Genomic DNA, 19,166 nt, shown 5'->3' on the forward strand with positions numbered 1-19,166 from the left:
CACCTTGCCCCCTAAAGGCGCTGCCATGACCCAGATCACGCCCGAGATCGTCGCCGAGCACGGCCTGTCGCCCGAGGAATATGACCGCCTCCTCCACGCGCTCGGCCGCGAGCCGAATCTGGTGGAGCTGGGCATTTTCTCGGTGATGTGGTCGGAACATTGCAGCTACAAATCGAGCCGCATCCACCTGAAGAAGCTGCCGACCGAAGCGCCGTGGGTGATCTGCGGCCCGGGCGAGAATGCCGGGGTGATCGATATCGGCGACGGTCAGGCCGCGATCTTCAAGATGGAGAGCCACAACCACCCGAGCTATATCGAGCCGTATCAGGGCGCGGCGACCGGCGTGGGCGGCATCCTGCGCGACGTGTTCACGATGGGTGCGCGGCCGGTGGCGAACATGAACGCATTGCGCTTCGGCCGTCCAGATCATCCGAAGATGCGCCACCTGATCTCCGGCGTGGTCCACGGCATCGGCGGCTACGGCAATTGCGTCGGCGTGCCGACCGTGGGCGGCGAGGTGAATTTCCACCCCGCCTATGACGGCAACATCCTCGTCAACGCGATGACGGTGGGCGTGGCCGATACCGACAAGATATTCTATTCGGCCGCCTCCGGCATTGGCAATCCGATCGTCTATGTTGGCTCCAAGACCGGGCGCGACGGCATTCACGGCGCGACGATGGCTTCGGCGGATTTCTCCGAGGATTCGGAGGAGAAGCGCCCCACCGTGCAGGTCGGCGATCCGTTCACCGAGAAGCTGCTGATCGAGGCCTGTCTCGAACTCATGGCATCCGACGCGATCGTCGCGATCCAGGACATGGGCGCGGCGGGCCTCACCTCGTCCAGCGTCGAGATGGCGTCGAAGGGCGGAGTCGGCATCGAACTGGTGATGGACGACGTGCCGCAGCGCGAAACCGGGATGACGCCCTATGAGATGATGCTCTCCGAATCGCAGGAGCGGATGCTGATGGTGCTGAAGCCCGGCCGCGAGGCCGAGGCGGAGGCTATTTTCCGCAAGTGGGAGCTGGATTTCGCGGTGATCGGCCATGTCACCGATACAGGCCGCATGGTGCTGAAGTGGAAGGGCGATGTGGTGTGCGACATCCCGCTCGGCCCGCTCGCCGACGAGGCGCCGCTCTACGATCGCCCGCACGTCCCCACCCCGCCGGCGAAGGCGCTGGTCGACGTGCCGCAGAGCACCGACATCGCCGCCGACCTGCTCACGCTGATCGGCTCCCCCGATATCGCCAGCCGCCGCTGGATCTGGGAGCAGTACGACCACATGGTCGGCGCGGACACCGCGCAGCGCCCCGGCGGCGACGCGGCGGTGGTGCGCGTCCACGGCACGCAAAAGGGCCTCGCCATCACCACCGACTGCACCCCGCGCTATTGCCTCGCGGACCCGGTGGAGGGCGGCAAGCAGGCGGTGGCCGAGGCGTGGCGCAACCTCACCGCCGTCGGCGCGACCCCGCTCGCCATCACCAACTGCCTGAACTTCGCCAACCCGCAGCGGCCGGAGATCATGGGGCAGATCATCGGCTGCCTGGAGGGCATGGGCGAGGCGTGCCGCGCGCTCGACTTCCCGATCGTGTCGGGCAACGTCAGCCTCTACAATGAAAGCAAGGCGACGGGCGGCGGCTCGGCGATCCTGCCGACGCCGGCGATCGGCGGCGTCGGGCTGCTCAAGGACTGGAGCAAGTCCGCCACCATCGCCTTCAAGGGATCGGGCGACGTGATCCTCGCGGTCGGCACGCGGCGCGGGCATCTCGGGCAGAGCCTGTGGCTGCGCGAGGTCCACAGCCGCGAGGAAGGCCCGCCGCCGCGCGTCGATCTGGCGGCGGAGAAAGCGGCCGGCGACCTGATCCGCGCCGGCATCCTCTCCGGCCAGCTCTCGGCGGTGCATGACGTGTCGGACGGCGGCATCGCGGTGACGCTGGCGGAGATGGCGCTGGCGAGCGGCATCGGCGCGATGATCGATCGCAAGCAGCCGTTCGGCTGCGCCGAATCCTTCTTCGCCGAGGAGCAGGGCGTGTATGTCGTGACGGTGCACGACCATGCGCTGGCCGATTTCCTCCACGCCGCGCTGGAAGCAGGGGTGGAAGCGGAACCGCTCGGGCGGACCGGCGGCAAGCGCCTGATCTTCGAGCGCCCGAATCGCGACGACGTGGTTACGCTCGACATGCTGCGCGAAGCGCATGAGGGGTTCTTCCCGAAGCTTATGGGGGCGTAAGCTCGCTCCGGCGGGCGGGCCTCTCTTTCCTCCGTTCGAGCTGAGCTTGTCGAAGCCCCGCCTTTTCTTCCGAGAAGAAGTGCAGCCGTTGGCCTCACCGGCCTTCGGCTCGACAAGCTCAGGGCGAACGGAGGAAAGCAGGTTCTTGATCGCCCCCGGCGATCCGGGCAATCCCACGCCATGCTACGCCGCCTGACCGCGCTCGCGCTGCTCGCCTTCACTCCGGCCGCCGCCGAGGAAACCGCCGCCGCGCCCGATTTCTTCGCCGCCGCGACCTGCCAGCCGCCCTACAGTGTCGGGAATGCACAGACGCTCCACGAAGCCGCGGAGAAGATCGCCAGGCCGGATCTGTCGCGGCTCGGCGGGGCGGTCTATCACCTCCCCGCGCCGATCTCGCGGGACGGCTTCACCACGCAGGACATATTGTTCGCCGGATCGGCCTTCGGCATGCTGATCGAGGGGGAACAGGGCAGATAATCCAGATACCGCTCCTGCCCGTGAAGGTGCCGCGCAGACACATCGGCCGACATCGCGCCGCATGAAAAAGGCGCCGATCGTTTCCCGACCGGCGCCTCGTTTTCAGCAGATGACCGCGATCGATCAGGCCGCGAAATTGACCGCCCGGCGACGGACGCGCATCGCGCCGCCAACCGCACCGAAGCCCATGATCATCAGCGCCCAGGTCGCCGGCTCCGGCACGCTGCCGCCGATTCCCGGAGGCTGCGTGGTGATACCGGTGATCGTGACGCGTTCCGGGTCACCCATCGTGTCGATGCAGCAGTTCGTGCCAGTGAAGAAATCATAGATGCCGTTCCCGAGCGGGATGGCGCTGGTGAACATCCAGTCGTTGTAGGTGCCGCTGCCGGCGTTTACCGAATCGGCCACGTAACCAGTGAGGCCGAGATCGCCCACGACGGTGTTGTTGATGACACCCGCCCACTGAACGGTGATCGTATTGCTGGTCGCGGTATCCGTGATGTGCAGGCCACCATTGTCCGAATAGGGAGCGCTCAGATCGCCGTGCCAATGTTCCGCGTACAGCACCGTGCCCGCGCTGGTTTCCTTCCAGCCGAAGGTGACCATATGAGCACTCGCGGCGGTGGAGAAAAGCGAAGCCACCGCCAACGCACCGATTGCCGGGGCGATCTTTCTCATCTTTCTCAGCATAATAATCTCCCTAAACATGCCTATAAGATGAAAAACGCCGCCTCCCTTCCCGCACAGAGAAGAGAGAACAGCGCTCTCAAGCGCCCCGACTCACTGTTAGTTAATGGATAATTAATGAAGAGAAGATGAGTGTCAAACGTCAGAACGTACAATCGACACTCAATGTGGCAACGTCCCAAAGTGGCACAATGCCTGGCGATAACCTCCCGTCCGCGTTCAAATCCGCCGCGTCCCCGGATAGGCGAACAGCAGGTCGCTCCCCGCCTCGGCGTGCAGTGCCTCCGTGCCCGACACCATCACGCATTCGCCCGCGCGCCACGCGACGCCGCCGACAACGCCGCTGCCGGCGATCGGCACGAGCCAGCCCCATGTCCCCGCCGGCAGCGCGATCTCGCGCGCGCCACCGTCCCAACGCTCCAGCACGAATTTCGGCCCCTCGACCAGGATCGTCCGCCCCGGTGAGACCTCCGCCGGCATCGGCGGCGGCGACCACGGATCGAGGTCCGCCACCGCCACGCCATCATCGAGGTGCAATTCGCGCGGTCGGCCGTAATCGTACAGGCGGTAGGTGACGTCGGCGTTCTGCTGCACCTCGATCACGGTCAGCCCGGCGCCGATCGCGTGGATCGTGCCCGCGCCGGAATAATAGAAATCGCCGGCCTTCACCTTCTTCCAGTCGAGCTTGTGCTCGATCGACCCGTCGAGCGCGCTGGCGCGCAATTCGTCGGCGGTGATCGGCGCTTTCGGCCCGATCGCGATGGTCGAATCCGGCTCGGCGGCGAGGACCACCCAGCATTCGTCCTTGCCGCGCGGCAGCCCGCGCGCCTTCGCCTCAGCGTCGGACGGGTGATCCTGCACCGACAGCTTCTCGCTGGTGAAGAGATATTTGACCAGCAACTCCGGCTCCTCCGGATGCGGCGACTGGAACCATATCTCGCCGATCGGCTCGCCGCCCGGCGCGGGATCGGGGAAACCGGGATAGAGGTGGTGCCTTCCCCACGGTTTCTCGACACGCTTGGTGGCCAGCAAGGTCGCAGTCATCTTCATCTCCGAAATAGCGGATCACCGGCATTCAACGCGCGCCGCGACGAATGCGTTTCCCCGTTGTTCGTGGCGGCGGGCATAGGCTAAAGGCGTTGCAGATGCGTATCCCTTTCTCCCGTCCGCTGGCACTCGCGCTGGTCGCCGTCGTTGCCCTTCCGATCGCCGGCTGCGCGCGCAACCGCGCCAAGGGCGACCTGCCCTATGTCGCGCGCGACGTCGGCACGCTGTACACCGCCGCGAAGCACCGGCTCGACGCGCACCGTTACAAGGAAGCGGCCGCGCTGTTCGACGAGGTGGAGCGGCAGCACCCCTATTCGGTATGGGCGCGCCGCGCGCAGCTGATGGGCGCGTTCAGCCACTATCTCGCGCGCAGCTACACCGACTCGATCCAGTCGGCGCAGCGCTTCATCTCGGTCCATCCGGGCAACAAGGATGCGGTGTACGCTTATTACCTGATCGCGCTATGCTATTACGAGCAGATCAGCGATGTGACGCGCGACCAGAAGATCACCTCGCAGGCGCAGGACGCGCTGGGCGAGCTGATCCGCCGCTATCCCAATTCGCGCTATGCCGCCGACGCGCGGCTGAAGGTCGACCTCGTCCGCGACCATCTCGCGGGCAAGGAGATGGAGATCGGCCGCTTCTACGAACGGCGCGGCCAGTGGCTCGCGGCGACCTTGCGCTTCCGCAAGGTGGTGGACGATTACCAGACGACGACCCACACGCCCGAGGCGCTGATGCGGCTCACCGAGACCTATCTGTCGCTCGGCGTGCGTGGCGAGGCGGAGAAGGCGGCGGCCGTGCTGGGCGCCAACTATCCGGGCACCGACTGGTATCAGCGGGCGTACAAGCTGGTGAAGGAATATCCGCCGACGAACATCCCGCCGCTCGCGCCGGGCCAGCTCGTCGTGCCGGTGGCGACCGCGCCGGCGGCGGCGCCGGGCACCGCCGCCCCGCCCGCGCCGACCCAGGCGGCGCCGGGTTCGCCGACTCCCGCCTCTCCGTCTTCCAATACGCCGGGGTTCTGACGCGATGATCCGGGCGCGGACCGCTGCCGCCCGGTTCATCGCGCGGCGGCGCGCAAGCGGGAACGCGCGATGCTGACCGCGCTGTCGATCCGTGACGTGGTGCTGATCGAGGCGCTGGACCTCGAGTTCGGCCCCGGCCTCGGCGTGCTGACCGGGGAGACCGGCGCAGGCAAGTCGATCCTGCTCGATTCGCTCGGGCTGGCGCTCGGCCAGCGAGCGGACAGCGGGCTGGTGCGCCACGGCGCGGCGCAGGCGTCGGTGACGGCCACCTTCGATCCTCCGGCGGAGGCGGCGCGGCTGCTGGAGGCCAACGGCTTCGAAGTCGAGCCGGGCGAGCCGCTGATCGTCCGCCGCATCGTCAAGGCCGACGGCGGCAGCCGCGCCTTCCTCAACGACCAGCCCGCCTCCGCCGGGCTGCTGCGCGAGATCGGCGCGCTGCTGGTGGAGATCCACGGCCAGCACGACGAGCGCGGGCTGCTAGCGCCGGCCGGGCACCGCGCATTGCTCGACGCCTTCGGCCGGATCGACACCGGGGCGACCGCGGCCGCCTGGGCGGCGCGGCGCGGCGCCGAGGAGGCGCTGGCCGCCGCCCGCGCCGAGATCGACACCGCCGCCCGCGACCGCGAATGGCTGGAACACGCCGTCGCCGAGCTGGACGCGCTCGCCCCCGAGCCGGGCGAGGAGCAGGCGCTGGCCGACAAGCGCCGCGCGATGCAGCGCGCCGCGCGGATCGCGGAGGAGCTGGGCGCGATCGCCGGGCATCTTGAAGGATCGGAGGGCGCGCTCGCCCATCTCAGGCAGGCGGCGCGCGTGCTGGAGCGGGTCGCGCCCGATCATCAGGCGCTGGCCGACGCGCTCGCCGCGATCGACCGCGCGCTCACCGAGGCGGGCACCGCGGAGGAGCGGCTCCACGACGCCCGCCTCGCGCTCGCTTATGATCCGCGCGCGCTGGAGGAGGATGAGGCGCGACTGTTCGAACTGCGCGGTCTCGCCCGCAAGCATCGCGTCCAGCCCGACGACCTCGCCGCGCTGGCCGAAGAATTGCGTGCCCGGCTCTCGCGGCTCAACGCGGGCGAGGAAGGGATCGCCGCGCTGGAGACGGCGGTCGCGAGGGCATCGCGCGCCTATGACGCCGCCGCCGCCGCGCTGGGCGAGGCGCGCGCCGCCGCCGCCGCGCGGCTCGACGCGGCGGTCGCGGCGGAGCTGGCGCCGCTCAAGCTCGACGCGGCGCGCTTCCGTACCGCGATCACCCCCGCCGGCCCGGATAGCTGGGGCGCGGCGGGCCAGGACCGCGTGGAGTTCGAGATCGCCACCAACCCCGGCGCGCCGTTCGCCCCGCTGATCCGCATCGCCAGCGGCGGCGAGCTGTCGCGCTTCATCCTCGCGCTCAAGGTGGCGCTCGCGGCGGAAGGCGGCGCGGAGACGATGGTGTTCGATGAGATCGACCGGGGCGTCGGCGGCGCGGTCGCCTCAGCGATCGGCGACCGGCTGGCGCGGCTGGCGGGCCGCGCGCAGCTATTGGTGGTGACGCACAGCCCGCAGGTGGCGGCGCGCGGCGCGGCGCATCTGCTGATCGCCAAGAGCCACGACGGCGTCGTCACCCGTACCGGCGTCACCGCGCTTGACGAGGCGGCGCGGCGCGAGGAGATCGCGCGGATGCTGTCCGGCGCGACCATCACCGACGAGGCCCGCGCGCAGGCCGAACGATTGCTGGAGGTCGCCTGATGGGGCTGCATCAACACGGACATGGCAACGGGCACGGCCACGCCGGTCACAGCCATGACCACGATCACGAGCATGACCATAATCACGGCCATGGCCATCACCACCACGCCCCGCCCGCGCAATGGGATCGCGCCTTCGCGATCGGCATCGGGCTGAACCTCGCCTATCTGATCGCGGAGGCAATCGCGGGGCTGCTGACCCATTCGGTCGCGCTGCTCGCCGATGCCGGGCACAATCTGTCCGACGTGCTCGGCCTCGCGGTGGCGTGGGGCGGCGCGGCGCTGGCGCGGACGCCGCCGTCGAAACGCTTCACCTACGGGTTGAAGGGGTCGACGATCCTCGCCGCGCTGGCCAACGCGCTGCTGCTGCTCGTCGCGCTCGGCGCGATCACGATGGAGGCGATCGAGCGCTTCGGCAATCCCGCGCCGGTCTCGGGGCTCACCGTCTCATGGGTCGCGGCGATCGGCATCGCAGTGAACGCCGGCACCGCGCTGCTGTTCGCCTCGGGCCGCAAGGGCGACGTGAACATCCGCGGCGCCTATCTCCACATGGCCGCCGACGCGGCGGTGTCGGCGGGGGTGGTCGTCGCCGGCATCGTGATCTGGCTAACCGGCGCGGCGTGGATCGACGCCCTGGTCAGCCTCGTGATCGTCGCGCTGATCTTCTGGCAGACGTGGGGGCTGCTGCGCGAAACCGTCGAGATGGCGCTCGCCGCCGTCCCGCGCGGGATCGACTATGACGGGGTCGCGGCCGCGCTCGCCGAGCTTCCCGGCGTCCACGAGGTGCACGATCTCCACATCTGGCCGATGTCGACCACCGAGCCGGGGCTGACGGCGCATCTGCTGATCCCCGCCGGCCACCCCGGCGACGCATTCCTTTACGAAGCGCAGACGATGCTCCATGTCCGCTTCGGGATCGGCCATGCGACGATCCAGATCGAGACGGGCGAGGCCGAATGCGGGCTGGCGAGCGCGGCGACGGTCTGAGTGGACGCGGCGCCCGTCTGAATTGGCTTTCGGAATCAGCCCGTTCTATATTCGCGCCATGCAGCAGACCTTCTCCGCGCCCTCCTCCGCCGGTAGCCGCATCGCGAAGGCGACGCTCGTCGCCGGGACGCTTGATATCCTCGCCGCGATCGGGCTGACGCTGTTCTACGGCAGGCGCACCATTTCGGAGATGCTGGCCTATGTCGCATCGGGGCCGTTTCCCGGCGTGCCGGTGCGCGGGCTGCCGGTCGCATTGCTCGGGCTGGCCGTCCATTATGCGCTGATGGCGGTGATGGCGGCGGCGTTCGTGCTGGCGGCTGACCGGATGGCATGGCTGCGGCGGCAACCCGCCCTGGCCGGCATCAGCTACGGCCTCGTCACCTTCGTCGCGATGAACCTGATCGTCGTGCCGCTGCGCTTCGGCGTGATGCCATCGACGGCGGGGGTCGTGACGCAATTGTTCTGCCACGTCGTGCTGGTCGGCCTGCCCATCGCCTTCATCGCGCGGCGGTGAGCGCCCTTCCCGGCGGAGCGCCGCCGCCCGCACGGATCGCGACGCTGGACGCGGTGCGCGGGGTCGCGGTGATGGGCATCCTGCTGCTCAACATCGTCTCGTTCGCGCTGCCCGCCTATGCCTATGTCGACCCTGATTTCGCCGGCGGCGCGAGCGGGGCGAACTGGTGGGCGTGGGCGATCGTCTATGTGCTCGCCGACGGGAAGATGCGCGGGCTGTTCACGATGTTGTTCGGCGCCTCCACCCTGCTTGTCGCGGAGCGCGCGCTGGCGGGCGGCGCCAGCCCGGCGCGGGTGCATCATGCGCGGATGGCGAGCCTGTTCGCGATCGGCCTCGTCCATGCCTACCTGATCTGGGCCGGCGACATCTTGACGCTCTACGCGGTGTGCGGCGCGCTGCTGTTCGCATTGTGGCGCTGGCCGGCGCGGCTGCTCGCCGGGGCGGCGGCGGGGCTGCTGATGTGGCAGCTCGCGGTCGGCGTGCTCGACTATATCGACACGCGGCGGTTCGAGGCGGTCGCCGCCGCGCCGAACGCGAGCGAGGCGGTGCGCGCGCAATGGGCGAGCTATCGCGCCGCGCTGGTGCCGCCGCATCCGCCCGCCGCGAGCGAGATCGCCACCTATCGCGGCGGCTGGCGCGAGATCGCCTCCGCCCGCGCGCGCGAGGCGACCTTTCTCGAGACGCAGGTGATGCCGGGGATGCTCCCCGAGACGCTTGGGCTGATGCTGCTCGGCATGACGCTGTTCCGCGCCGGCTTCTTCTCCGGCGCATGGCCGCGCCGCGCTTATTGGGGCGTGGCGATCGGCGGCTATGCGCTCACCATCCCGCCTTATGCCGTGCTGGCATTGTGGCTGACGCGGACGCGGTTCGATCCGATCGTGCTGATCCTCAGCGAGCCGCTGCATCTCGTGCTGCTGCGACCGTGGATGGCGCTGGCCCATGCCGCGCTCGTCATCCTGCTCGTCACCTCGGCGCGCGCGCGATGGCTGACCGCGCGGATCGCCGCCGCCGGGCGGATGGCGTTCAGCAACTATCTCGGCACCAGCATCGTCTGCACGTCGCTGTTCTACGGCTACGGGCTGGGCTGGTTCGGGCGGCTTGAACGGTGGCAGCTCTATCCGGTGGTGCTGGCGGTCTGGGCGCTGATGCTGCTGTGGTCGAAACCGTGGCTGGGCCGATTCGCTTATGGCCCGTGCGAATGGCTCTGGCGCAGCATCGCGCGCGGCAGATGGCAGCCGATGCGGCGGTCGCGTAATTGCGAACCATCCGCAAAAGCACTTGCGAGCGCATCGCAGTAACGATAGATGATCGGCAGAGCCAAGGAGAGCCGCATGGTCGTCTGCGTGTGCAATGCCATTCGTGAAGCCGAGGTGCGCGAGGCCGCGCGCGCCGGATCGAAGACGACCTGTCAGGCTTATCGCTCGCTCGGCCGTCAGCCGAAATGCGGCCAGTGCGTGACGTATGCGCGATCCATTATCGATCAGGAACGCGCTGCTGCGTAACAGTCGCAGCAAGGAAAACCGCAGAAATCCGCCATTTTTCCGGTTGCCGCAGCTATCCGCCGCGCGGTAGAATAGATGCTTCAACCGGAGACATGAAGAAATGAAGGGCGACCCGCGCGTCATCGAACTGCTCAACGAGACGCTGAAGAACGAGCTGACCGCTATCAATCAATATTGGTTGCACCACCGCCTGCTCGACCATTGGGGCGTGAAGAAGCTCGCCGCGTTCGAGCGCCACGAATCGATCGACGAGATGAAGCACGCCGACTGGCTGGCGGAGCGCATCCTGTTCCTGGACGGGCTGCCGAACTTCCAGCTTCTCGGCCGGCTGCGCATCGGCGAATCGGTGGAGGAAGTGCTGAAGGCCGATCTGGCGCTCGAGCTGGAGGCGGTGGCCCAGCTCAAGGGCGCGGTCGCGCATTGCGAGGAAGTGAAGGATTACGTCAGCCGCGACCTGTTCACCAAGATCCTCGAAAGCGAGGAGGAGCATGTCGATACGCTGGAGCGCCAGTTCGACATGATCGAACGGATGGGCTTGCAGAACTACATCCAGCTCAACGCCAAGAGCGAGGACGAGTAACGGGTTGCGTCGCGCCTTGGCCCTAGCGGGCGGCGCGGCGTCACGCCTGGCCGAAGCCTCCCGGAGCGGGGCGGCGGCCGAAGGCGACGGGGCGGCGCTCCGCCAGCGGGTTCGTTTCCCGCTCCAGCAGCGCCAGCGTCTGCTCGAACAGCGGGCGCAATTTGACGATATCCTCGATCAGTCCGGTCGGCGCGTCGCGCGTCTCGACGCAATAGCGCGCGGCCAGCTCGATCGATTCCGCCAGCGCGGCCAGCGGCTCCGCCCCGAACTGGAGGGATTCGCCCTTCAATGTATGGGCGGGGATCACCATCGCGGCGGCGTTCTGCGCCTGCGCCGCCTCCTCGATCGCCGCGAGCGACTTCACGCCGTCCTCGCGGAAATAGCCCAGGATGCGGATGAAGCCCGCGCCCAGCTCCGTGCGGGCACGCGCAAAAACATTCCAGTCGACCAGCGTGGAGCCTTCGAACGACACCCCCGTCTCCCTCCGTGCCCGCGTTGCGGCGTCCGATGCGATAGCTAACCGAAGATCGTAAACACCACGTAACCATGGGTTAGCCTCGGGAAACTTTCGTGCGGCGATGCCCGCTCTACCCCTTGCCCTGCGTGAACGGATTGCGCGGCGCGCGCAGCGTCAGGCGCACCGGCACCGCCCCGAAGCCAAGGTCGCGGCGCAGGCTGTTCATCAGATAGCGTTCGTAGCTGGCGGGAAGCTGATCGACGCGCGTGCCGAAGATGACGAAGCTCGGCGGGCGCGATTTCACCTGCGTCACATAGCGCATCTTGATGCGCTTGCCGCCGGGCGCGGGCGGCGGATTGGCCTCGATCGCGCGCTCGAACCAGCGGTTCAGCTCGCCGGTCGGCACGCGGCGCGACCATGCGGCGCGCGTCTCGAAGGCGGCGGCGAGAAGCTGGTCGATGCCTTTGCCCGTCACCGCCGAGACGGTGAGCAGCGGCACGCCCTTCACCTGGCTGAGGCCGTCCTCCAGCGCCTTGCGCACGCCGTTGAACAGCGACGAAGGGTCGGCCGCGACATCCCATTTGTTGAGCGCGATCAGCAGCGCGCGGCCTTCCGACAGCACCTTGTCGGCGATGCGCAGGTCCTGCGCCTCCAGCCCCAGCGTCGCGTCGAGCAGCAGCACCACCACCTCGGCGAAATCGACCGCGTGGAGCGCGTCGGCCACCGAGAGCTTCTCCAGCTTGTCCTGCACCTTGGCGCGCTTGCGCATCCCGGCGGTGTCGATCAGCCGCACCGCGCGCGGGCCGTCGGGGCCGTTCCACGTCCAGTCGATCGCGATCGAATCGCGCGTGATGCCGGCTTCCGGGCCGGTGATCATGCGATCCTCGCCGAGCATCCGGTTGACCAGCGTCGACTTGCCGGCATTGGGGCGGCCGACGATGGCGAGCTTCAGCGGCGCGTCGTCCGCTTCCTCATCCTCCTCCGCGTCCGTTTCCTCCTCCGCGCGCTCCAGATGCGGCAGCAGCGCCTCGAACAAGTCCGCGACGCCCTCGCCATGCTCGGCCGAAAGCTGCACCGGATCGCCGAAGCCGAGCGCGAGCGATTCGAGCACGCCCTGATCGCCCGAGCGCCCCTCCACCTTGTTCGCGACGAGGATGATCGGCGTGGTCGATCCGCGCAGCCAGCGGGCGATCTCCTCATCGAGCGGGACGATGCCGGCGCGCGCGTCGATCAGGAACAGCGCGACGTCGGCTGCCTTCACCGCCGCCTCGGTCTGGCGGCGCATCCGGCCGGGGAGCGTATTGGGGTCCTCGTCCTCATAGCCAGCCGTGTCCACGACGCGGAAATCGAGGCCGAGCAGATGCGCGTCCCCCTCGCGCCGGTCGCGCGTGACGCCGGGACGGTCGTCCACCAGCGCCAGCTTCTTGCCGACAAGGCGGTTGAACAGGGTCGATTTACCGACATTGGGTCGGCCGACGATCGCGACGATGGGAAGCGGCATCGCGGCGCAATAGCCGCAATGCGCGCGCCCGTCACCTATGGGCGGGCATCACCGATATGCGGTGATGTGCCCCTTCTGGTCGAGAACGTAGAGCGTCGAATTGGCCACTACCGGCGGCAGGCTCAATTCCGCGCCTTGCCGGATGGTGGTGACGACCTTGCCGTCGGTGGGCGAAATGCCGACGATCTCGCCGCGGGTGTTGGTCAGCCACAATTTGTCGCCCGCCAGCACCGGGCCGAACCACACATAGGCGCCGGACTTCTTCTTGACGTTCTTGTAGCCGCGAAGCTGCGAGATCCAGCGCACCTTGCCGTTGGCGCGCGACAGGCAGATCAGCCGCGCATCGTCGGTGATGACGAACAGCCACTCGCCTGCCAGCCACGGCGTGGAGGTGCCGGCGAGATTCTGCTCCCACAGGCGCTGGCCGGTGGAAATCTCCAGCGCGACCATGCGCCCGCCCTGCCCGACCGCATAAGCGCGGCCGTCGGCGATCACCGGATCGGCATCGATATCGGCAAGGCTGGAAACCGAGGTGGAGATTGAGGTGCGCGACAGCGCATCCTGCCACAAGGTGCGCCCGTTCTCGTAGCGATAGGCGCTAAGCTCGCCCGACGAGAAGCCGGCGACCACCGTGCCGGAGGCAACCGCCGGCGCCGCGACGCCGAACACGCCTTGCGATTCGAGGCTACCGGATTCCGCCCAGATGACCTTGCCGTCCGCTTCGCCCAGCGCGAAAAGCTGGTTGTCCTGGCTCAGCACATAGATCTGGCCGCCGGCGACGGTCGGCGCGCCGCGCAGCGGGCCGCCCGGCTTGGCGCGCCACACCACCGCGCCGTCCGCCGCGTTCAGCGCCACCACGTCGCCCAGCCCGTCGGTCGCGAAGACCTTGCCGTCGTCATAGGAGACGCCGCCGCCGAAGCGCGCCGCGCTGTTCTTCTTGCCGGTGGCGAGCGGCGCGGTCCACAGCACCGCGCCGGTGTCGGCGCGGAAGGCATGGACCACGGCATCGACATCGACCGCGAACAGCTTGCCCTCGGCCACCACCGGCGCCGCGCCTAGCCGCTGCCGGCTCGATCCACCGTCGATCCGCGCGCTCCATGCCCGCGTCGGCGAGGCGGCGAGCGCGAGGTTGCCCATGTTCTTCGCCGCATTGCCGCCCGGCTGCGCCCAGGCGTCATTCGCCGTGGCCGGCGGCAGCGTCACAGCCACGCCCGACATCGACGGATCGACCGCCGCGCCGTTTTCCGAAACGAGGATGGGGATGCGCTCGCCCAGCGTCGGCGTCTTCTTCGGGCCGTGGCCCTTGAATATGCCGCAGCCGCTCAAGCCAACGAGCGCGGCGATCACCAGCGGCGCAGCCAGAACCTTCTTCATTACTGCTTGGCCTTCTCGTTGCCGCCCGTCGCGCCGTTGTCCGTGCCGGTCTTGTCGGTGTTCAATACCCCGGCCATCTGAACCGCGCGTTGACGGATCGAGGGCGGCACCTGCTCCGATGCCGCGATCTGGCCGAAGAGCTGCCCCGCGAGATCGCGCCGCCCCTGCTTCAGATAGGCGATCGCAACCAGCTCGCCCGCGCTGCCGAAATAGGGATTGCCGGCGATCGCCAGCCCACGCAACCGGCTGACGACGACATCGGGCTTGAGCGTGTCGAACTCGGCATTGGTCTGGCGGATCAGCGCGAGATCGCGGAACGGCTTGGCCATCGACTGGTCGCCGGCGACCGCCGCGAATTGCTGCGCCGCGCCCTTCAGGTCGTTCTTGCGCAGCGCGATATCCGCCTGGGTGAAGCGCGCCACCGCGCGATAGCCATCGGACTTGGACTGCGCCAGTTCCGCCAGCGTCTTGGCGGAGGCATCGGGCTTGCCCGCGCCGAGATCGTCGAAGGCGGCCTGAAGCTGCTCACCCTGCCGCTCGGCCGCCTTGCCCTGCTGGTTCTGCCAGAACAGAAGTCCCGCGAACGCCCCCAGCGCAAGGATGATCGCCGCGATCAGCCACCGGCCGTACCGCCGCCAGAAATCGAGCGCCTGATCCCGGCGCAACTCGTCATCGACTTCACGCAGGAACGCTTCATTGCTTTGCGGCGTCAGGGCCAAGGCGAACTCCGGATACTGGAAAAGCGCGTCTGTTTAGCGATGCGCCGGGAGAAACGGAAGCGGCTTGCTATTTCGGCTGATAGGTCTGCGCCGGGCCGGGGAAAGCGCGCGAGCGGACCTCGTCCGCATAGGCCTCGGCGCAGCCCGAGACGAAGCTCGCCATGTCGCCGTACCGCTTCACGAAACGCGGCGTGCGCTCGAACAGGCCGAGCATGTCCTCGGCCACCAGTACCTGTCCGTCGCAATGCGCCGACGCGCCGATGCCGATCGTCACGCATTCCACCGTGCGGGTCAGCTCGATCGCGATCGGCTCGACCACGCCCTCCACCACCATCGCGAAGGCGCCGGCACGGTCGATCGCCTGGCCATCGTCGATGATCTTCGCCGCTTCCTCCTGCGTCCGCCCGCGCGCGCCATAGCCGCCGAGCATGTTCACCGCCTGCGGCGTCAGCCCGACATGGCCCATCACCGGAATGCCGCGATCGACGAGGAACTTGACGGTCGGCGCCATCGCCGCCCCGCCTTCCAGCTTCACCGCCGCCGCGCCGGTCTGCTTGAGCAGCCACGCGGCGCTCTCGAAAGCCTTTTCGGGCGACGCCTCATAGCTGCCGAACGGCATGTCGATCACCACCATCGCATGATAGCTGCCGCGCACCACCGCCGCGCCGTGCGCCGCCATCATCTCCAGCGTCACGGGGACAGTGGACGGCAAGCCGTAGATCACCTGTCCCAGGCTGTCACCGACCAGCAGCAGGTCGCAATGCGGATCGAACAATTGCGCGTTGCGCACCGTATAGGCGGTAAGCATCACCAGCGGCTCCGCCCCCTTGCGCTTGCGCACAGCGGGGACGGTGACGCGCTTCATCGGCGCCGAGACGGGTGTCGCCCGGCTGGTGGAGCTGTCGATCGTGAAGGTCGTGGACATGGGCGGCAGGCTTAGAGGTTCATCAGCCGCAATGCCAGCCCGCGCGCTACCGCACCCAGCGCCCGCGCCGCACCCAGCCCCTGCGGATCGCCACCCCGGCGAGCCACAGCTCGAACAACGCCACCGCGACGATGGCCAGCGGGAAATAGGCCACCCACAGGCCCTTGCTGGCGATGATGTCGGTGGTCGCGAACAGGTAGCCGAACTGGACGATCACCGCGACGAGCGACACGATGAACAGCGGCCGCGCCGCAGCCTTGCCGAGCAGCAGCGCCACCGCGCCCGCGAATCCGCTACCCACCGCCAGTGCATAGACCCAATTGTACCAGCCCGGCAGCGCGGCATAGAGCGCGCGATCATAAGCGGTGGCGTCGCCCATCGCATCGGCGCCGAGGCGGAATTGCTGGACGCAGGCGAAAACGCCCATCGCGCCCCACGCGACCAGCAGAAGGGCGGCAATACGGAACCACAAGGGCACGCGCGTCGCGAACTGGCTCATCCGTCTTCCCCCCACGTCCGGAGAAGAATGTGCGCCGTAACTATCCGTTACACAAGCGTTTCATATTGCGCGGCATCGAAGCCGACGAGCAACGCGTCGCCCTTCGTCACCACCGGGCGCTTGATTGCCGAAGGGTTGGCGAGCATCAGCCCGATCGCCTTTTCCGCGTCGAGACCGGCCTTCGCCTCGTCCGGCAGCTTGCGAAAGGTGGTGCCGGCGCGGTTGAGCAGTTTCTCCCATCCGACCCGCGCCACCCAGCCGCGCAACGCCGCCTCGTCCACACCGGCCTTCTTATAGTCGTGGAAGGCGTAAGCAACGCCACGCTGGTCGAGCCACGCGCGCGCCTTCTTCACCGTGTCGCAATTGGGGATGCCGTAGAGTGTTGTCATTCTCCCTCAATCGAGGAAACGGCCGAGCACCGCAACCGGTTGATCGACAAAGCCCAGCGCGCGATAGAAGGCCAGCACCTCTTCGTTGCCGGCACGCACCATCAGTTGCAGCTTCGGCGCGCCGCGCTCGCGCAGCCACGCCTCGGCGGCCTGCATCAGCGCGCGCCCCAGCCCAGTGCGGCGCGCATCCGGCGCGACGGCAAGGTAATAGACCCAGCCGCGATGCCCGTCATGCCCCACCATCACGCTTCCGGTGACCGCCCCCTCGCGACGCGCGACGAGGATGGTCGAGGCGGGGCCGCCAAGCGCCCGCGCGATATCGCGCGCCGGCGGATTCCACGGGCGGGTCAGCCCGCAGACTTCCCATAGAACGACCAATTCTGCCTCATCGGCAAGAGAAGCCTCCGCAATCATCCCATTCCCTCCGCTATCCGGACACTAAGGTCCGCGCGGACAGGAAGCGAGGCGCGGATAGCGCCGGGGGTCGCACGGCACGCCCCGCCTCGCCATGCAGCCGCAGCGACAGCGCCAGCATGATCGCGCCGATCAGGCCACCCGCGATCAGGTCGACCGCGTAATGTCCTCCGACCGTCAGGGCTGATACGAACATCAGGGCATTGAGCACCACCAGCGGTATCGCCCAGCGGCCGAGCCATCCGAACGCGCAGGCGAGGATGACCGCATCGGCCGCGTGCATGCTCGGGAACGTGACCATGCCGGTGACGACGGAAAAATCGAATGTCCGCACCGTGCCGTTACGCGCGCCGTTCAGGACATCCACGAACTCATAGGGGAATGGCGGATTCCCGTAAGCGGGCATGAGCGCGATGAAGGCGATGCATACGAAGGCCGTCGCGATAAGGGCGGTAAGAATCGCCCAGGCGCGCGCGCGTTCGCCGGAAAGCACCAATGCCGCCAGCAGAATAGCGGGCGTGAACTTCAAGCTGTTGTAGATCCACGCCCATATGAACTTGATCCTGCCCGACGCCATCAGCAGGTCTATCGCGCGCGCCCTGTCCAGCGCGAGAAATTCCCGATCCATTCGCGCCAGCATCCCGTCCGCGATCGGCGCGTTGAACGACGCGACAACAATCGAGTAAAAGGCGAAGACGACACCGGCAAGCGGCAGCAACGTCGATTGTTCGAGCAGATCCGCGATCTTCACGAAGCCGATCCACCTCACCGCATAGGCAAATGCGAGCCCCACACCGGCGGATTGCAGCACATCGGCCAGCATGGCGGGATCATAGTCGAACCGGCCGGTCGCCACGGCGCACGCGGCGATACCGGCGCCGAGCAAGCACAGTCCATAGACCGGAAGCGCATGGCGCTCGAACAGATTCCGCGACCTTGAAAAATGCGCGAGAGCGCGGCCTGCGCGCCGCAAGGTTGCCCGGTCCATTGCCGGCAGCATGGGCGAACCGCCTTAATTCGCGGTAAAGGACGTCAGTCCCGATGCCGGTTCTGTTGCCTTGCCAGATCGGCGTCGAACGCGGTTCGCGCATCCCGCACCATTTTTGGCAGTACCGTGGGATCGACCAGCGCCCGCCGCCTCGCACGGCCGAGTACGTCGACCGTCTCCGGGTGGAACGGCAACACCAAATCCGCCTTCTCGCGCGCGAGCCGGTCGAAGCTGCGGCGGAAATCGCCGACGATACCGGGATAGGCGCGGTTATCGACCAACCGGTTACCCGCCACCGTGATGCTGCACGCGAACAGCACCTCGCGCGGCACGCCGCCATCGGCAATGCGCATCTTCCAGCTCGTGCAGCCCGGCGTGTGGCCGGGCGTCGCCACCGCCGTCAGCGTCACGCCGCCGAGCGTCACCGTCTCGCCATCTCGGATGGCGCGATCGACATGCGCGGCCGGAAAGCGGATCACGCCGTAGCTCGTCTCGCCCGGCGGCGTGCCGGTCTCGACCGCGCGGGCGTCGCGCGCGCCGACCCGGTCGCGCGCTTGAGCGCGGCGAGGCCGCCGGCGTGATCGAAATGCGCATGGCTGAGCAGGATCAGCTTCACGTCGCGCAGCTTCCCCCGCGCGGCGATATTCCTTTCCAGCCGCGCGGCATTCTCCGCCATCGGCGCGTCGATCAGGATAGCGCCGGCGCTGGTGTGGATCAGATAGGCCGCCAGCCCTTCGGTGCCGACATAATCGATCGGGCCGATCAGGTGGAACGGCGCGATCGAGCGGGTCCATGCGGGCGGATTGGAAACGGCGGCAGCAGGCGCGGCGAGCGCGAGCAGCGCCGCAGCCAGCATCTTGCCGCGAGTCCGCGTCACTCCCACTCGATTATTTTGAGATAACCTACTGAGTTGAAAAATAATGCGAAAATATTTTTTCGCATGTCGAGATACCGTCAAGCCTACCGTCAGAAAAGTTCGATCTTGAAATTATTGAGCTTTTTGGGCTGGCGATGAAGTTCGACATTTCGTCATCTATCGCTGGAGACGGGAACTGCCAGCAGTTTGGCATCGACTCGGAGAATGTGCTCGATGAAACAGGATTATACCGTCACGGTGCTTCGTT

22 protein-coding genes are annotated in these 19,166 nt (G+C 67.8%); 9 read left to right on the forward strand and 13 right to left on the reverse strand.

The window, feature by feature from the left end:
- The first annotated feature begins 25 nt into the window (after nucleotides 1-25).
- Both purL and F9288_RS01985 read left to right on the forward strand, forming a co-directional pair.
- Nucleotides 26-2,230 (forward strand): phosphoribosylformylglycinamidine synthase subunit PurL, encoded by a 2,205-nt coding sequence (gene purL / locus F9288_RS01980; RefSeq protein ID WP_174835026.1) that lies wholly within the window; start codon nucleotides 26-28, stop codon nucleotides 2,228-2,230.
- A 180-nt stretch (nucleotides 2,231-2,410) separates the two neighbouring features.
- On the forward strand, nucleotides 2,411-2,707 hold the full coding sequence (locus F9288_RS01985; RefSeq protein ID WP_174835027.1) for a hypothetical protein: 297 nt from the start codon (nucleotides 2,411-2,413) through the stop codon (nucleotides 2,705-2,707).
- A 123-nt stretch (nucleotides 2,708-2,830) separates the two neighbouring features.
- Here the strand turns inward: F9288_RS01985 and F9288_RS01990 are convergent, their stop codons facing one another.
- Nucleotides 2,831-3,397: a PEPxxWA-CTERM sorting domain-containing protein gene (locus tag F9288_RS01990; RefSeq protein WP_254621032.1), complete on the reverse strand. Its 567-nt coding sequence runs from the start codon at nucleotides 3,395-3,397 to the stop codon at nucleotides 2,831-2,833.
- Between the two features lie 216 nt (nucleotides 3,398-3,613).
- A complete protein-coding gene (locus F9288_RS01995; RefSeq protein WP_174835029.1) occupies nucleotides 3,614-4,438 on the reverse strand; it encodes a class I mannose-6-phosphate isomerase in 825 nt (274 codons plus the stop codon).
- A gap of 101 nt (nucleotides 4,439-4,539) precedes the next feature.
- Between F9288_RS01995 and F9288_RS02000 the strand changes: the two genes are divergently transcribed.
- The 7 genes from F9288_RS02000 (at nucleotide 4,540) to bfr (ending at nucleotide 10,776) form a co-directional block, all read left to right on the forward strand.
- The gene (locus tag F9288_RS02000; protein WP_174835030.1) at nucleotides 4,540-5,469 is read left to right on the forward strand and encodes an outer membrane protein assembly factor BamD; all 930 of its coding nucleotides are present in this window, start codon (nucleotides 4,540-4,542) and stop codon (nucleotides 5,467-5,469) included.
- Nucleotides 5,470-5,538: 69 nt separating this feature from the next.
- Complete coding sequence (gene recN, locus F9288_RS02005; RefSeq protein WP_174835031.1) at nucleotides 5,539-7,194, forward strand: DNA repair protein RecN; 1,656 nt, start codon at nucleotides 5,539-5,541, stop codon at nucleotides 7,192-7,194.
- The gene (locus F9288_RS02010; RefSeq protein WP_174835032.1) at nucleotides 7,194-8,180 is read left to right on the forward strand and encodes a cation diffusion facilitator family transporter; all 987 of its coding nucleotides are present in this window, start codon (nucleotides 7,194-7,196) and stop codon (nucleotides 8,178-8,180) included. The genes recN and F9288_RS02010 overlap by 1 nt, the downstream gene beginning before the upstream one ends.
- A gap of 58 nt (nucleotides 8,181-8,238) precedes the next feature.
- The gene (locus F9288_RS02015) at nucleotides 8,239-8,694 is read left to right on the forward strand and encodes a hypothetical protein (protein WP_174835033.1); all 456 of its coding nucleotides are present in this window, start codon (nucleotides 8,239-8,241) and stop codon (nucleotides 8,692-8,694) included.
- On the forward strand, nucleotides 8,691-9,992 hold the full coding sequence (locus F9288_RS02020; RefSeq protein ID WP_174835034.1) for a DUF418 domain-containing protein: 1,302 nt from the start codon (nucleotides 8,691-8,693) through the stop codon (nucleotides 9,990-9,992). Before F9288_RS02015 ends, F9288_RS02020 begins: the two co-directional genes overlap by 4 nt.
- A 33-nt stretch (nucleotides 9,993-10,025) precedes the next feature.
- Nucleotides 10,026-10,196, forward strand: coding sequence for a bacterioferritin-associated ferredoxin (locus F9288_RS02025; protein ID WP_174838769.1), 171 nt, complete (start codon nucleotides 10,026-10,028; stop codon nucleotides 10,194-10,196).
- Nucleotides 10,197-10,296: 100 nt separating this feature from the next.
- A complete protein-coding gene (bfr, locus tag F9288_RS02030) occupies nucleotides 10,297-10,776 on the forward strand; it encodes a bacterioferritin (RefSeq protein ID WP_174835035.1) in 480 nt (159 codons plus the stop codon).
- Between the two features lie 40 nt (nucleotides 10,777-10,816).
- On the opposite strand, the gene F9288_RS02035 is transcribed toward bfr, so the two are convergent.
- The 11 genes from F9288_RS02035 to F9288_RS22020 form a co-directional block, all read right to left on the reverse strand.
- Nucleotides 10,817-11,248 (reverse strand): Hpt domain-containing protein, encoded by a 432-nt coding sequence (locus F9288_RS02035; protein WP_174835036.1) that lies wholly within the window; start codon nucleotides 11,246-11,248, stop codon nucleotides 10,817-10,819.
- Between the two features lie 115 nt (nucleotides 11,249-11,363).
- Entirely contained in the window at nucleotides 11,364-12,734 is a 1,371-nt protein-coding gene (der, locus tag F9288_RS02040) for a ribosome biogenesis GTPase Der (protein ID WP_174835037.1), read from the reverse strand.
- A 48-nt stretch (nucleotides 12,735-12,782) separates the two neighbouring features.
- On the reverse strand, nucleotides 12,783-14,108 hold the full coding sequence (locus tag F9288_RS02045) for a PQQ-like beta-propeller repeat protein (protein WP_174835038.1): 1,326 nt from the start codon (nucleotides 14,106-14,108) through the stop codon (nucleotides 12,783-12,785).
- Nucleotides 14,108-14,827 (reverse strand): tetratricopeptide repeat protein, encoded by a 720-nt coding sequence (locus F9288_RS02050; protein WP_174835039.1) that lies wholly within the window; start codon nucleotides 14,825-14,827, stop codon nucleotides 14,108-14,110. The genes F9288_RS02045 and F9288_RS02050 overlap by 1 nt, the downstream gene beginning before the upstream one ends.
- Before the next feature lie 67 nt (nucleotides 14,828-14,894).
- Complete coding sequence (gene panB, locus F9288_RS02055; RefSeq protein WP_174835040.1) at nucleotides 14,895-15,752, reverse strand: 3-methyl-2-oxobutanoate hydroxymethyltransferase; 858 nt, start codon at nucleotides 15,750-15,752, stop codon at nucleotides 14,895-14,897.
- Nucleotides 15,753-15,798: 46 nt separating this feature from the next.
- Complete coding sequence (locus F9288_RS02060; RefSeq protein ID WP_254621033.1) at nucleotides 15,799-16,251, reverse strand: hypothetical protein; 453 nt, start codon at nucleotides 16,249-16,251, stop codon at nucleotides 15,799-15,801.
- Nucleotides 16,252-16,298: 47 nt separating this feature from the next.
- On the reverse strand, nucleotides 16,299-16,640 hold the full coding sequence (locus tag F9288_RS02065) for an ArsC family reductase (protein ID WP_174835041.1): 342 nt from the start codon (nucleotides 16,638-16,640) through the stop codon (nucleotides 16,299-16,301).
- A gap of 6 nt (nucleotides 16,641-16,646) precedes the next feature.
- A complete protein-coding gene (locus F9288_RS02070) occupies nucleotides 16,647-17,054 on the reverse strand; it encodes a GNAT family acetyltransferase (protein WP_174835042.1) in 408 nt (135 codons plus the stop codon).
- Between the two features lie 13 nt (nucleotides 17,055-17,067).
- On the reverse strand, nucleotides 17,068-17,877 hold the full coding sequence (locus F9288_RS02075; RefSeq protein WP_174835043.1) for a phosphatase PAP2 family protein: 810 nt from the start codon (nucleotides 17,875-17,877) through the stop codon (nucleotides 17,068-17,070).
- A gap of 209 nt (nucleotides 17,878-18,086) precedes the next feature.
- Nucleotides 18,087-18,521 (reverse strand): hypothetical protein, encoded by a 435-nt coding sequence (locus F9288_RS22015; protein WP_254621034.1) that lies wholly within the window; start codon nucleotides 18,519-18,521, stop codon nucleotides 18,087-18,089.
- On the reverse strand, nucleotides 18,518-18,919 hold the full coding sequence (locus F9288_RS22020) for an MBL fold metallo-hydrolase (protein WP_254621035.1): 402 nt from the start codon (nucleotides 18,917-18,919) through the stop codon (nucleotides 18,518-18,520). The genes F9288_RS22015 and F9288_RS22020 overlap by 4 nt, the downstream gene beginning before the upstream one ends.
- Between the last annotated feature and the right edge of the window lie 247 nt (nucleotides 18,920-19,166).

This window comes from Sphingomonas sp. CL5.1 (assembly GCF_013344685.1).
Classification (GTDB): Bacteria; Pseudomonadota; Alphaproteobacteria; order Sphingomonadales; family Sphingomonadaceae; genus Sphingomonas.